Here is a 14211-nt window from a genome sequence, read left to right on the forward strand (position 1 = left end):
CAAATGGCACACTTTTATCACCCAGCGTCCCGCGGCTTTCTTGACACTGCAATTTATTCGGCAAAGAGCATTCCATCGGACGCCATTGAAATCACCAGGGCCGAGAAAATTTTGTTGCTGGCTGGCGAGGCTCGCGGCCAGGACATTGCGATTGGCGACAATGGCCGGCCGGTGCTGGTCGAGCCAACGCCAGATCCTGAGGCGATAGTGAATCAGGAACGTTGGTGGCGAGACGCGGAACTTGACCGTGTGAAGTGGCTGAGGGAGCGCCACCGCGACGAGCTTGAGCTATCACAACCAACCAGCCTGAAGGCTGATCAGTACAGCGAGTTGCTCGCATACATGCAGCTGCTGCGCGATTGGCCGCAGTCACCTGATTTTCCTGATCATGTACACCGGCCAGTTGCACCTGGTTGGATTGAATCCGAAACCCAATAAACGCCCCGCACTGACGGGGCGTTTTCTTTTCCGCTTCTCGTAACACCTCCCCATAACTGCCTCGCATCCGCGGGGCTTTTTCGTCTCTGGAGACTCTAATGAGTGGTTTCTTTCACGGCGTTACCGTAACGAATGTCGACACCGGAGCGCGCACCATCGCGCTTCCGTCGTCATCGATCATTGGCTTGGTCGACACCTTCACCCCTGGCCCTGACGCCAAGGCCAAAGCGAATGACCTGGTGGTGATCACCAGTGAGCGCGAAGCGGTCGCGGCGTTCGGTCCGAATGCTGCGATCACCAAGGCGTGCCTGGCGATTTACACCCGAGCCAAGGCGGTCATCGTAGCCTGCGGTGTTGAAAAGCTGGCCGATCCTGCGGAGCAAGTTTCGGCGATCATCGGTGGCACGAAGGCTGACGGTACCCGCACTGGACTGCAGGCGCTGCTCGACGGCAAGAGCCGCTTCAACGCCCAGCCGCGGTTGCTGGTGACACCGAAGCACAGCGCGACCCAGGCCGTCGGCACCGCACTGGTGGCCTTGGCTGACAGGCTGCGCGGCCTTGCCATCCTCGACGGCCCGAACACCACCGACGAAGCGGTCATCGCTTACGCCGGGGAGTTTGGTGCCAAGCGAGCCTTTCTGGTCGACCCCGGTGTGCAGTACTGGGACACGGAGACCAGCGCAACAGTTAATGCGCCCAGCTCGGCCTATGTCGCCGGCCTGTTCGCCTGGACTGATAGCGAGTACGGGTTCTGGGCCTCGCCGTCGAACAAGGAGTTCGTCGGCATCACTGGCACCACGCGCCCGATCGAGTTCCTCGACGGTGACGAGACCTGCCGGGCCAACCTGCTCAACAACGCCAACGTGACGACCATTATCCGCGATGACGGCTACCGCCTATGGGGCAACCGCACGCTGTCGAGCGATCCGAAATGGGCCTTCGTTACCCGCGTGCGGACCATGGACATCGTCATGGACGCAATCCTGTACGGCCACAAATGGGCGGTCGACAGATCGATCACCGCCACTTACGTCAAGGACGTCACCGAGGGCCTGCAGGCTTTCATGCGCGACCTGAAGAACCAGGGCGCGATTATCAACTTCGAGGTCTTTGCGGACCCTGAGCTGAACACGGCCAGCCAACTGGGACAGGGCAAGGTGTACTGGAACATCCGCTTCACCGACGTCCCGCCTGCCGAAAACCCGAACTTCCGCGTCGAGGTCACTGACCAGTGGCTGACCGAAGTCCTCGACAACAACGCCGCATAAGGAGCGAACCCGATGGCAATGATTCCCGAAACGCTGGCCAACATGAACCTGTTCGTCGATGGCATCAGTTTCCAGGGCGACGTGCCCAGCCTGACCCTGCCCAAGCTCACCCTGAAGATGGAAGAGCATCGAGGCGGCGGCATGGACATGCCGGTGGAGCAGGACCAGGGCATGGAAAAGCAGGAGGCCGGCTTCACTACTGCCGGCATTCGCCGCGAGTCGCTGAAGTTCTTCGGCCTGGCTGATGGCACTGCCTTCAACGGCACTTTCCGCGGGGCCTACAAGGGCCTCAAGGGCAAGATCACCGCGGTCATCGTCACCCTGCGCGGTGCGTTGAAAGAGGTCGACATGGGCGACTGGAAGCCAGGCGACAAGGCCGAGATCAAGCACAGCGTCGCAGTGACCTACTACAAGCTCGAGGTCGACGGTCGCGTGGTCTACGAGATCGATGCCCTCGGCATGAAACGCGTCATCAACGGCGTCGACCAGCTCGCTGGACAACGTCAAGCCCTGGGCCTGTAAACCCTCACTCACAAGGACAACACCTCATGACCAAGAAAATCCCCGCTTTCCTGCAGGTCGACGTCGACCGCGTCACTGTAAAACTGAGCAAGCCGACCGAGTGCAACGGCGTCAAGGTCGATACGTTGACCCTGCGGGCACCGACTGTTCGAGATATTCGCGCCGCCCAGGTCACCGCCGATGGTGATGATGAGCAGCGTGAGCTGAATCTGTTCGCCTCGCTGGCCGAAGTCAGCGTTAAGGATCTCGAAGGTCTGGCCCTGAAGGACTACACCCGTCTACAGGCCGGCTATTTTCGCCTGGTGCAAGACGACGAGCTTTGACCCGCAGATCCAGAAGCAGCTGGCCAAACGGTTGGCTGCGGAGCTGGGCTTCTCGGCAGCAGAGATCTCTGTGATGTCCTGGATAGACATCGTCTGGTGGCTCACGGATTGAGCCTGCAGGAGGGTAGCGCATGGCAAAGCTAGCGATCGCGCTGGAAATTGGCGGCGCCGTTGCAGCATCGCTCGGTGCTGCATTCGGTACTGCTCAGGGGCATATCAAAAAGCTCGAGGACAAGGGCAATCGGGCCAAGGTGCTGAAGAGCACCATCGGCGAAACGATCAAGCTCAGGGATGAATGGAAGAAGGCCCATGACAGTGGGTCGGCCGCGGCATCCGGCCTGCTGCGTCGCCTGGAGGGCAATCTCGATGCCCTGAAGAAACAGGGCGTCGAGGTCGGGCGTCTGGCCCGGGAGTATCAGCGCCTTGGGCGCGAAGCGAAGGCAACTGATCTGCAGCAGAAGGGACGGCAGCAGATTGATGCGGGCAAGTCTTCGCTGAAGTCGACCATCGGTGCCGCGGTTGTCGGCGTTGGCATGGCCGCAATTCCAACGAAGATCAGTGCGGACTACCAAGCGATCATTCGCGACATTGCGATCAAGTCAGACATCGTCAATAAGCCGCAAGAAGCCCAGTTGAGTCGGTCGGTGATCGACACCGCGCGCGATACCGGGATGTCACGCAATGATGTGGCGGACCTGATTAACCAATTGGTCGGCGCCGGTATGGACGTGGAAAAAGCGATGGCCTACGCGCCGACGGCGGCGAAATTTGCCATCGGCCAAGGGTCGTCGGGCGTCGACACGGCGGCGATGATCCAGGCGCTGCAGCAGAACGCCAAGATCACAGACCCCAAGGTCATGCAGCAGGCCCTGGAGGCCATCGCCTATCAAGGCCAGGCGGGGTCCTTCGAGGCGTCCGACATGGCCAAGTGGTTCCCGCAACTGCTGGCCGGTATGGAGAAAGGCGGTGTCACTGGTCTGGATGCGGTCACGTCGCTGGGAGCAATGCTGCAGGTGCAGATGAAGACCGCCGGCAGCTCCGACGAAGCGGCGAACAACTTCAAGAACTGGATGGAGAAGATCGGCTCAGGCGACATTCAGAGGAACTACGAAAAGGTCGGGATCGACTACCAGAAGTCGTTGAATACCGGCTTGCAAAAGGGCATGAACATCTTTGAGGCGTCTATGGGGTTGGCGACGCAGTACGTCGAGAAGACCGACCCGAAGAAAGCCCAGCAGATGAAAGAGGCTCAGGCCAAGATCGACAAGGAGGTCGACCCGGAGAAGGCTACGGCGGCGCTGGAAGCCTTGGAGAGAAGCCTGCGTACCGGCGACGTCTTCGCAGATATGCAGGTCAAGGCGGCGCTGACCGCCTACGCGCAGAACAGGGGCTTGTACACCCAGCTGAAAAACGACTCGACCAAGGCCACCGGGATTCTGGATAAGAACTTGGCCGAGCGGCGCGAGACGTCGTCGCAGATCTGGAAAGAGACGCTGCAGTCGATCGATGACAGCATGCGTAGTGTTGGCGACGCCATCCGCCCGGTGACGGACAAGCTCGGGCAGGGCATCACGTTCGTGGCGCACAAGCTCACGGAACTGTCGGACAAGGCGCCAGGCGTAGTGATGGGCATTGCCAGCATCACTGCTGGTATCGGTGCGCTGCTCACTCTGTACAGCACGGCGAAGATCGGGCGCGGGGTCTTGAATGTTGCGCGTGGCCGGCGAATGGGGCGTAGTGCCGCTGGCGGTGGCGGCATTCCTGAGACCGGCAACAAGGTGGTGGATGCCGGCCTTGGCGTGCTGGGCAAAGTGTTTGGTGGTACTGCTGCCAATGATACAGGCGGTGTACTCGGTAATGAGCCGCAGCGAGTCTTCGTTGTCAACGCGAAGGATCTCGGCGGGCTGGGGTCGTCGATGGGGGGCGCAGAGCCAGGCGGCCGGCGCAGTCGTAGGCAGCGAAGGGGGCGTGGTGCGGCGACGCGCAGATCTCCTGCTGCAAGTTCAGTCGGGCGGGTGGTGCGTGGAGGTGCTTCGGCCGGATTGGTGGCTGCGAGCACGGCTGCGGATGTCGGGCGGATGGGGCGGATGCTGGGCGCTGCGGGCAAGGTGTCTAAGGTAGTCGGCAAGCTGACTGGGGGGAAAGTTCTCGATGCTGGGATGACCCTGGTAGACACGGCACTGAACGCACAGACTCAGAACGAGAAAGCCGAAGGCTACGGCACCGCGGCGGGTGGTTTGGCCGGTGCCCTGGCTGGGGGAGCTGTAGGCGCGGCGATTGGCTCGGTCGTGCCGATCATCGGTACCGCCATCGGTGGCGCCATTGGTGCGGCCTTCGGCGGTATGGGCGGGGAGGACTTAGGTGGTTGGCTCGGCAAGAAGCTGTTCGGCGAGGACGAGCAGGTGGCCAAGGCCGACAAGGGCAAGGACGCGGCGCCTGGTGACGTGGCTCGCTCGATTGCAGCAGCGGCGCCGGCCCCGACGGCTCCGGTAGTCGCTCAGGCGCTCGAGCAGGCCAAGCCCAAGTCTGATCCGCCCAAAGTCGACCAGCAGTTCTCCTACATGCCGAATATGCCGATCACCATTCAAGGCGATGCCAAGGATCCGCAGCAGTTGTTCCGCTCGCTCGAGGGGCTTATCCGCAATAGTTGGGATACCTGGTCGCGGGAAAGTCTTGCGCGGCAGGCTGCTGGGCAACTGTTCGACCAACCCCATGTTTAAGGAGGTACCATGGCCTACATGGAGTCTATGCAGTCGACGCTGTCGTCGTTGATTGCTGCGGGGGAGGCTGGCCGTACCAGCCTCGACGGCATGCTTGGGCCGCTAACCGGTGCTGTCAGTGACATGACGGGGGCTGCCTCCGAGCTGGAGGGTTTGCCGATCATTGGCCCGGCCATTGGCCAGAAGCTGCAGCGCACGATGCGGGCGATCAGCGCAGCACAATCCACTGTAGGGCGGGTGGCTTCGACCTACAGCCAAGTGGTCAGTGGCGCCGCGGCGGTACAAGAGCGCATTGGTTCGCTGAAGGAACAGGCTGGGAAGGCATCGGCGGCAATCAACCGGATAGCCGGCCAGGTTAGCCCGTCGCTGGCCAACATCCTGCCAACCAGCGCGTTCTCGTCGCTGGCGACGCCGGCGGCCGAAGCAATCAAGCCTTTCCCACACTTGCTGATCCTGCAGCCGCTCGATACCAAGCAGCAGCCCTACTACTTCAACCTGGACACCGCCGCGTTCGACGAGCTGCGGCGGCAGACGGCCGCGCGTTGGGCCGGACAGGAGCGCCTGACGCGGGATATCGCGCAGCAGGCGGTCGGGCAGGGCGAGGACAAGATCACGTTGAAGGGGGTGATCTATCCCGGCTTTAAAGGGGGAATCAAGCAGCTGGACACCCTTCGCACCATCGCGCGCCGGCTACAGCCAGTCAGCCTGGTTACGGGCTATGGCGACGTGCTCGGCACCTGGTGCCTGCTGAGCGTCGATGAAGAACAGGGCGCGCTGCTGGCTGGCGGCATCCCACGCAAACAGGGTTTCTCATTGGAGTTCGTGAAGTATGGCAACGACATGCAGAACGTCTGAAGGGGATCTTCTCGACACGCTGTGTTACCAGCACTACGGGCACCTTAACGGGACGGTCGAGTTGGTGCTGCAGGAGAACCCGGGCTTGGCTGATGAGCCGCAGCCCTACCGCACCGGGGTGGTGATCATGCTACCCGACCTTGCTCCGCCAACGATCGAAATCATCGAGCTATGGGGCTGACCCCAAGTCCTCAACGAGCCCCGCCCAGTGCGGGGTTCTTTCATTCTGGAGTGCCTATGCAACCCACCTTTCGCATCGTCGCTGATGGCGCGGACATCACGGCGCTGATCAATGACCGGTTGTTGCTGCTGAGAACAACCGACAAGCCAGGGATGGACTCCGACGAGTTCGAGCTGCGGATCGATGATCGTGCCGCCGCAGTGGCTTTACCGGCCCGGGGGGCGGGGATCGAGATCTACCTGGGTTACGTTGGCCAGGCGCTGGCTCGCCTTGGGCGGTACACCGTCGACGAGATCGAGGTCTCCGCGCCGCCACAGACGATGGTCATCCGGGGTAAGGCCAGTGACATGCGCGGCAGCGGCAAGACCACGCGCAGTGGCAGCTGGGAGGGCGTGCCGCTGTCGCAGATTGTTCGCGACATCGCAGCCCGTAACGGCTGGACACCGGTATGTCCTGTGCAGACGAAGGTCGACCGCGTCGACCAACGTAACGAGTCGGACTTCAACTTCATCACCCGCCTGGCCAGGCAGTACGACTGCACGGCGAAGGTCGCAGACGGCAAGCTGCTGGTCCTGCCCCGTGAAGCCAGCCAGAGTGCCAGCGGCAAGGCCATTGGGGTGATCACTATCACACCGGCGGACGTGAGTCGGTGGCAGTTCCGCCTTGGGGATCGCAGCGCACAGAAGGCCGTGAAGACCCAGCATCAGGACAAAAAGACCGGGAAGCTGGAGGTGGTCGAGTTGGGTAATGACGATGCCCCGTCGGGGCTGCCGGGCGTGCACACCGATCGACACATCTACCCGAACAAGTCTGCAGCCGAACAGGCGGCTAAAGCGAAGCTCGCCGCGTTCAACCGCACCACTGCCAGCGTGCGCTTGCAGATGCCTGGGCGCACCGATCTGTTCGCCGAGCGCTTGATCAACGCCCAGGGTTTCAAGCAGGGGCTGGATGGCCAGTACCTGGTCGACAGCGTCGAGCAGAGCTTTGACGCCTCCGGCTGGTCGACCGCGGTGGAGTGCAACGGCGGCAAGAAGGGCAAGGCGAAAGCCAAGGGCAAGAAAAAGAAATCCGACAAGCCACTGAAGGTGGTCGACGTGAAACCGACCTGAGCGGCCATTACTGGAGATTTAAGATGACTGTCACTCTCAAGCAACTGCAACTGATCCTCCCCAACGCCGGCACCCAAGCCGGCGTTTTTCTTCCTGTACTGAACGCGGCGATGGTGAAGTGGGGCATCGTCACCCCGCTGCGTAAGCGTGCGTTTCTGGCCCAGGTCGGCCACGAGTCTGGTCAGTTGCGCTACGTCCGCGAGCTGGGCGGCGATCAGTACCTGGCCAAGTACGACACCGGCAAGCTCGCTGCGCAGTTGGGCAACACGCCCGTGGCCGACGGCGACGGCCAAAAGTATCGCGGCCGTGGCCTGATCCAGGTGACCGGACGTGCCAACTACCAACGTTGCGGCGAAGCACTGGGCCTCGATCTGCTCAACCATCCCGAGTTGCTCGAGCGGCCGGAACATGCTGCCGACTCGGCCGGCTGGTTCTGGCACCTGGCCGGCCTCAACTCGCTGGCCGACAAGGGGCCGTCGGCGTTCGAGGCCATCACCCGACGGATCAATGGTGGGCTCAATGGGCTGGATGATCGTCTGGCGATCTACAAGCGTGCCGAGCAGGTGCTGATGTGATGTCCCTGGGAACGCGATTGGCGCTGCTCGCCCTGGTGCTCGGCGCTGCAGCTGGTGCGCGCCTCGCCTGGTGGTGGCAGGCCGAAGAACTGAAAAGGCAGGCAGCCGGGTATGAGCTGCAGCTCGAGGCGAAAGGCCTGGCGCACAGCCGAGAGCGGGAGGGCGCCGCGGTGGCAGCGCTTGGCCAGCTCGAGGAACAGCAAAAGGCCCGGCGCGCCCTGGAAGACCGCCTGCAGGTGCAGGACCAAACCCACTGGAAGGAGATGAACGATGCTCAACAAGCTCAGGTTCGCCTGCGCGACCGGCTGGCTACTGCTGATCTGCGGTTGTCAGTCCTACTCGACGCCGGATCCGTTGCCGCCTCGAATTGTGACGGTGGGGTGCGAGCGCCCGCCGGCACCGCAGGCGTGGTGGATGGAGCCGTACGTGTCCAACTTGACCCAGCGCATGCTCGAAGAGTTATCGCCATCACGGACGAAGGCGATCGAGGACTGATCGCGTTGAAGGCCTGTCAGGTTTATGCAAAAGAAGTTTCTACACGGGAGTAAGTAGAGAAGGGGGTATGTAAAAACTTCAAGTTAGTCTCCTTCCCCAGATTGTTTTTGGAAATGGGATATCGCATAACCAACGCCATATCCCATAATTATCTCAATAAAGAAGGTTTTCTATAATAAATTTTCCGCTTTTTAATATTGTTACCTTTGAGAGTCGCGTTCTTTTGAAAAAAGTCGAAGGTCTTTCGGCTATGTACATAGCTGAATTGATTTTTAGGCTACATAGCAAAGCGGTAGCCCAGGTTTACTGCCCATGGCTGCTCTATCCCGCTTCCTTTGGCGTATTCAGCATCCAACGAAAGCTTGTGCTGACTACCAAGCTGTAAAATAGCACCAAATCCAGCTTCCCCACGGTTTCCGGGAAGTTCAGCTTTTAGCTTCACATCATTGATGCGAACTTCGCTGTCTCCACGGTGTTCAGTGACCCACGAAGCTTTTATGTAAGGTTGAACCGTCATGGCATTATTAAGTTTGATTGTGTTGCCCAGTAATCCGCCTGCTCGACTCTGCAGAGTGTCTATGGCATCAGCCTTTACCTGTAAGCCATCGGAGGAGGAATAACGCCCGCCTTGGAGTCTGCCAGAGGAAAGCTGTATTTGAGGCTCGACGAACCAGCCTTGGACCAGATTAAAGCGCTTGCCAACCTCAACACTGACGCCATAAGCATTGTTATCGAAAGAGCCTTTCACCTTGTTTCCGAGATTGTTTGGCATCTTCACGTCGTTGTCGTAACGGCTGAACTTTGCCACTGTGTCCACATATATACCATTGTCATGTAGATAGGTTGCGTAGGCGCCGACTGTCTTACTGTCAATCTTACCCTTCGCACCCTCACCGAAGTCTTGACGGGACTCACCTACGCCTACAAATCCGCCGAGATAAACTTTCCCTAATTCAACGCTGATAGCCTTATCTGCACCAATCTGCAATCCATGGATATTTTGATTGAAGGGTCGACTAGTATCAGTATCAAACTTGTAGCGGGTGTCCATGGCACGTATCCACAAACCACCTTGGTCGTGACTCAGACGCAAATCTCCGAGTCGCTGTATCAGGGCATCGGTTTCGGCGTTCCATAAGGCTGCACGTGCGGTTTGCATGGAGACAGCAGCGTTTGAGCCCTTACTTAAATCTTCAGGTTTTGGTTCTGGATCAACTGGCGGGCAGGAGTTGTCAACCTCGCATGGTTGGGGGCCTATATCTGGATTAACGAGGGCCCAGTTGTTGCCTTCGCGCTCAAGGGAATATCGAAATGCCCCTGCATCGACGTGTCCGCCGAAGAGCGTGAATTGACCGCTACCTCCTTGGGTATTGACCATTGTCAAGTGACCACCACTTTGGTCTGGTTCCTTTCCGGTATCAGCAATTATAAGTGTATGGTCGCCGTTCGCCTGACCTTGTATGACCAGCAAGTCCCCTTGATGGACTGAGAGATCAGTATTCATCTGAAATTGCCCGCGGCCTGTGAGGTCCCCCGCGAGAGTCAAGGTTTTAAATCCGGGTGTATTTTCAAATACAACAGTGCCTAAATGGTTGAGTGCTCCGATGGATGAGCTCCCGGTCATGTTCCAATGACTACTAGCGTCAATGGTGACACCGCTACCTTGTCGGATAGTACCTGTGAGGAGTGTATTTTGAGCTAGGCTCACGGACGTTTTACTCATTGAGTCTGAATTTATATCACCCGATAGTTGGCTGTTTATGAGGTTGAGTTGTGTTATGGCTCCTTGAGAGGAAGTGTCGGTCATCGAATTGAGGAGAACTCCACTGCCGGTTGTAACGGAAGTAGAATTTAACGTCAGATTTAGACGTGCCCCGTCGACACGAAATGCCTCCGCTGCACTGCTGACTTGTGTATTAGACAGAACAACATTGCTCACTGATGAAGTGTCAGCTGCTGTAGCCAGCAGAGCTGAGCTGTTCGCGCCTGTAGTGACCAATGAACCTGTGTGTACTGCGATGTTACCGCCATCAATAGTGGTCAGTACATGGGTGTTGTCGCCTGTCGTTGAGGCTGTAACATTATCCAAACTTACCGTCCCACCTTTCTTAGCTTGAACGGAATAGGACGTCTCTCCAGTTGTAGCGATTTGGCCCCCGGTACTCTGAATGTTGGTGCCAGCATCCTCTGCGAGCAGTCCTATCGAGTTATTTCCCGAAGTGGTAATTGTCGTACCCTGCAAGTTCACTGTACTGCCGGTCGTAGCCCATACACCGTTAGCATTGTTACCGCTGGTAGACAAACTGCCGCCGCTGCTTAGCAAGGAGGCATTGTGAGCAATGGCCCCCATTGCACTCTCGCCCAGGGTTTTTACAGTGGTACCCGTTAAGGAAAGCACACCGCTATCAGTGACCAAGGCACCATGAGCGTACTGGCCATTCGTTATGATTTGGCTGTTGAGACTTTCCAACTGGGCGCCTAAACCGCTTGCAACCCCAATAGAACTTGTGCCTTGGGTCTGTACAGTCGTGTTGTCGAGTTTTATAGACGATGCGCCGAATGCAGAGGCGCCATTGCTTCCTTCACCCCCAGTGGTGATGCTGCCGCCAGACATCTGAATCGCGGAGTCTGCTTCGTTAGTCACTAGCCCTGTTGCATTATTGTCACCCTGGGTCAGGATCTGAGTATTTGTCAGCGAGATTGACCCGCCTCTAATGGCATAGGCCCCGGCGCCTTGCTCGCCTGTAGTGGTGATGCCTCCACCATTGACGGTGATATTAGAGCCTGTTTCCACTGCCACCAGGCCACTGCCTGCAACGCCACTGGCGTTGACTTGGCTATTGGTCAGAGTGATTGAGCCTGCATCCCGAGCCTCTACTACCGATGAGGCATTAGCAGTAGAAAGGGTGCTATTGGTAACAGTGACTGTCGAGCCGGTGCCTTCGGAGGAAATGCCCAATGCAGCAAGGCCCGAGGTTTGCAATGTCGTATCAGCCAAGGTAACAGTGCCACCGTTTAGAGCTTGCGCACCGTGAGACTGAACACCAGTCGTGGTGATTTGGCCCCCGGTACTCTGAATGCTGGTACCTGCATCCTCTGCGAGCAGTCCTATCGAGTTGTTACCTGACGTTGTGATTGGGGTATTTTGCAAAGTGACCGCGCTGCCGGTTGTCGCCCAGACACCAGCAGCGTTTCCCCCTGCGGTGGAAATACTGCCACCGATACTTACCAAGGAGGCATTGTGAGCAATGGCCCCCATTGCACTCTCGCCCAGGGTTTTTACAGTGGTACCCGTTAAGGAAAGCACACCGCTATCAGTGACCAAGGCACCATGAGCGTACTGGCCATTCGTTATGATTTGGCTGTTGAGACTTTCCAACTGGGCGCCTAAACCGCTTGCAACCCCAATAGAACTTGTGCCTTGGGTCTGTACAGTCGTGTTGTCGAGTTTTATAGACGATGCGCCGAATGCAGAGGCGCCATTGCTTCCTTCACCCCCAGTGGTGATGCTGCCGCCAGACATCTGAATCGCGGAGTCTGCTTCGTTAGTCACTAGCCCTGTTGCATTATTGTCACCCTGGGTCAGGATCTGAGTATTTGTCAGCGAGATTGACCCGCCTCTAATGGCATAGGCCCCGGCGCCTTGCTCGCCTGTAGTGGTGATGCCTCCACCATTGACGGTGATATTAGAGCCTGTTTCCACTGCCACCAGGCCACTGCCTGCAACGCCACTGGCGTTGACTTGGCTATTGGTCAGAGTGATTGAGCCTGCATCCCGAGCCTCTACTACCGATGAGGCATTAGCAGTAGAAAGGGTGCTATTGGTAACAGTGACTGTCGAGCCGGTGCCTTCGGAGGAAATGCCCAATGCAGCAAGGCCCGAGGTTTGCAATGTCGTATCAGCCAAGGTAACAGTGCCACCGTTTAGAGCTTGCGCACCGTGAGACTGAACACCAGTCGTGGTGATTTGGCCCCCGGTACTCTGAATGCTGGTACCTGCATCCTCTGCGAGCAGTCCTATCGAGTTGTTACCTGACGTTGTGATTGGGGTATTTTGCAAAGTGACCGCGCTGCCGGTTGTCGCCCAGACACCAGCAGCGTTTCCCCCTGCGGTGGAAATACTGCCACCGATACTTACCAAGGAGGCATTGTGAGCAATGGCACCCCTGGCACTTTCGCCCAGGGTTTTTATCGTGGTGTTGCTTAAGAAAAGCACACTGCTACTATCAGTTACCAAAGCGCCATGAGAGTACTGGCCGTTCGTTGTAACCCGACTATTGAGACTTTCCAACTGGGCGCCTAAACCGCTTGCAACCCCAATAGAACTTGTGCCTTGGGTCTGTACAGTTGTGTTGTCGAGTTTTATAAACGATGCGCCGAATGCAGAGGCGCCACTGCTTCCTTCCCCCTCAGTGGTGATGCTGCCGCCAGACATCTGAATCGTAGAGCCTGCTTCGTTAGTCACAAGCCCTGCCGCATTATTATCGCCTTGGGTCAGGATCTGAGCATCTGTCAGCGAAATTAAGCCGCCTCGGATGGCATAGGCCCCCGCCCCTTGCTCGCCTGTGGTAGTGATGCCCCCGCCGTTGACGGTGATATTAGAGCCTGTTTCCACTGCCACCAGGCCACTGCCTGCAACGCCACTGGCGTTGACTTGGCTATTGGTCAGAGTGATTGAGCCTGCATCCCGAGCCTCTACTACCGATGAGGCATTAGCAGTAGAAAGGGTGCTATCGGTGACGTTGGCTGTAGAGCCAGTGCCTTGAGAGGAAACGCCCAATGCGCCAAGGCCCTGGGTTTGTAAGGTTGTCCCCGACAGGGTAACAGCGCCGCCATTTAGAGCTTGGGCTCCATGGGAGTTTGTTCCAGTGGTGGTGATGCTGCCGCCGGTATTTTGGATGGTACTGCCGATGCCATCGGCCAGAAGACCAATAGAGCTCTCACCCGCCGTAAGCATTTGAGTGTCAGTGATGGTGATCGTGCCGCCGCTACTGGAGGAGGCAATATTTGCCTCCTTTCCACTAGTGCTGAAATTACTGCCGTTTACCTTGAGCTGAGAGCCGTTGTCGGCGAAGACTTGGCCGCTATTGTCACCCGTAGTTATCGAAACGATATTGTTAAGCTCAATAGTACCCTGGTAAGTGCTGGTGGCGAGGCTGTCACCTGCGGTGCTACTCGTGTAATTCCCTCCGTCAAACAAAATTTCTGTGTTGGCTTGAGTTGCCAGCAACGCCGTCTTACTACTCCCGCTGGATTCAATAGTAAAGTTGTGAAGCTCGATCTTTGAGCCAGCCTGGGCACTCACAGCCCCAGTTCCTAAATCGCCCTGCGAGTCTATTTTTCCGTTCGATAGAGTGATGCGTGTAGTCGAGTCCGTTGCTGTAATGTTGTTTCCGTACATCGGGGATCCACCGAGGATCAAGCCCCCGGTAGAGCTTATAGTGCCCCCATTACGTGCCAGAATAGCGTCGTAGGAGCCTGTGATGTTGAGTGCATCGCCAGCCTCCGCGATAGCATAAGTACCAAATGGGTCGCTTGGAAGGCCCGCCAGTACTTGAGTGCTGTAAGAAAAAGCGAGCGCTAATGCTACGGTAAGTTTGCTTTTTGTAAATAACTCTTTAGTTATGTGTTCTTCGCATGGCAAGGTCATACTGTATAGGCCTTATATGATGGAGATAGTTCTATCGGTAAGCGCGGTTCTCAGTGTGGCTGTATTTTGTGAAGC

General features: G+C 57.8%; 11 protein-coding genes. 10 read left to right on the forward strand and 1 reads right to left on the reverse strand.

Annotated elements, in window-relative coordinates:
- The first annotated feature begins 3 nt into the window (after positions 1-3).
- The 10 genes from BTN82_RS09635 (at position 4) to BTN82_RS31310 (ending at position 8539) form a co-directional block, all read left to right on the forward strand.
- Complete coding sequence (locus tag BTN82_RS09635) at positions 4-438, forward strand: phage tail assembly chaperone (protein ID WP_075118898.1); 435 nt, start codon at positions 4-6, stop codon at positions 436-438.
- A gap of 98 nt (positions 439-536) precedes the next feature.
- A complete protein-coding gene (locus BTN82_RS09640) occupies positions 537-1706 on the forward strand; it encodes a phage tail sheath family protein (protein WP_075118899.1) in 1170 nt (389 codons plus the stop codon).
- A gap of 12 nt (positions 1707-1718) precedes the next feature.
- Positions 1719-2228 (forward strand): phage major tail tube protein, encoded by a 510-nt coding sequence (locus BTN82_RS09645; RefSeq protein ID WP_075118900.1) that lies wholly within the window; start codon positions 1719-1721, stop codon positions 2226-2228.
- A gap of 26 nt (positions 2229-2254) precedes the next feature.
- Positions 2255-2551: a phage tail assembly protein gene (locus BTN82_RS09650; RefSeq protein ID WP_075118901.1), complete on the forward strand. Its 297-nt coding sequence runs from the start codon at positions 2255-2257 to the stop codon at positions 2549-2551.
- A gap of 131 nt (positions 2552-2682) precedes the next feature.
- The gene (locus BTN82_RS09655) at positions 2683-5271 is read left to right on the forward strand and encodes a phage tail tape measure protein (RefSeq protein WP_075118902.1); all 2589 of its coding nucleotides are present in this window, start codon (positions 2683-2685) and stop codon (positions 5269-5271) included.
- A gap of 9 nt (positions 5272-5280) precedes the next feature.
- Positions 5281-6126 (forward strand): phage tail protein, encoded by an 846-nt coding sequence (locus BTN82_RS09660; protein WP_075118903.1) that lies wholly within the window; start codon positions 5281-5283, stop codon positions 6124-6126.
- Positions 6101-6307, forward strand: a complete 207-nt coding sequence (locus BTN82_RS09665; protein ID WP_075118904.1) for a tail protein X — start codon at positions 6101-6103, stop codon at positions 6305-6307. The genes BTN82_RS09660 and BTN82_RS09665 overlap by 26 nt, the downstream gene beginning before the upstream one ends.
- Before the next feature lie 56 nt (positions 6308-6363).
- Positions 6364-7416 (forward strand): phage late control D family protein, encoded by a 1053-nt coding sequence (locus BTN82_RS09670; RefSeq protein ID WP_075118905.1) that lies wholly within the window; start codon positions 6364-6366, stop codon positions 7414-7416.
- A gap of 23 nt (positions 7417-7439) precedes the next feature.
- Complete coding sequence (locus tag BTN82_RS09675; protein WP_075118906.1) at positions 7440-7991, forward strand: glycoside hydrolase family 19 protein; 552 nt, start codon at positions 7440-7442, stop codon at positions 7989-7991.
- Positions 7991-8539, forward strand: a complete 549-nt coding sequence (locus BTN82_RS31310; RefSeq protein ID WP_075118907.1) for a lysis protein — start codon at positions 7991-7993, stop codon at positions 8537-8539. Before BTN82_RS09675 ends, BTN82_RS31310 begins: the two co-directional genes overlap by 1 nt.
- A gap of 224 nt (positions 8540-8763) precedes the next feature.
- Here the strand turns inward: BTN82_RS31310 and BTN82_RS30655 are convergent, their stop codons facing one another.
- Positions 8764-14136 (reverse strand): autotransporter outer membrane beta-barrel domain-containing protein, encoded by a 5373-nt coding sequence (locus tag BTN82_RS30655; RefSeq protein ID WP_081375434.1) that lies wholly within the window; start codon positions 14134-14136, stop codon positions 8764-8766.
- Positions 14137-14211: the final 75 nt, after the last annotated feature.

Origin of the sequence: Pseudomonas chlororaphis (assembly GCF_001921865.1) — a bacterium.
GTDB classification, from domain to species: Bacteria; Pseudomonadota; Gammaproteobacteria; order Pseudomonadales; family Pseudomonadaceae; genus Aquipseudomonas; species Aquipseudomonas chlororaphis_D.

Bases quoted from the DNA above. Each gene is read 5' to 3' on its own strand.
- BTN82_RS31310 (WP_075118907.1), top strand. From the start codon at position 7,991: ATGTCCCTGGGAACGCGATTGGCGCTGCTCGCCCTGGTGCTCGGCGCT.
- BTN82_RS09635 (WP_075118898.1), top strand. From the start codon at position 4: ATGGCACACTTTTATCACCCAGCGTCCCGCGGCTTTCTTGACACTGCA.
- BTN82_RS30655 (WP_081375434.1), bottom strand. From the start codon at position 14,136: ATGACCTTGCCATGCGAAGAACACATAACTAAAGAGTTATTTACAAAA.
- BTN82_RS09650 (WP_075118901.1), top strand. From the start codon at position 2,255: ATGACCAAGAAAATCCCCGCTTTCCTGCAGGTCGACGTCGACCGCGTC.
- BTN82_RS09640 (WP_075118899.1), top strand. From the start codon at position 537: ATGAGTGGTTTCTTTCACGGCGTTACCGTAACGAATGTCGACACCGGA.
- BTN82_RS09660 (WP_075118903.1), top strand. From the start codon at position 5,281: ATGGCCTACATGGAGTCTATGCAGTCGACGCTGTCGTCGTTGATTGCT.
- BTN82_RS09670 (WP_075118905.1), top strand. From the start codon at position 6,364: ATGCAACCCACCTTTCGCATCGTCGCTGATGGCGCGGACATCACGGCG.
- BTN82_RS09655 (WP_075118902.1), top strand. From the start codon at position 2,683: ATGGCAAAGCTAGCGATCGCGCTGGAAATTGGCGGCGCCGTTGCAGCA.
- BTN82_RS09665 (WP_075118904.1), top strand. From the start codon at position 6,101: ATGGCAACGACATGCAGAACGTCTGAAGGGGATCTTCTCGACACGCTG.
- BTN82_RS09675 (WP_075118906.1), top strand. From the start codon at position 7,440: ATGACTGTCACTCTCAAGCAACTGCAACTGATCCTCCCCAACGCCGGC.
- BTN82_RS09645 (WP_075118900.1), top strand. From the start codon at position 1,719: ATGGCAATGATTCCCGAAACGCTGGCCAACATGAACCTGTTCGTCGAT.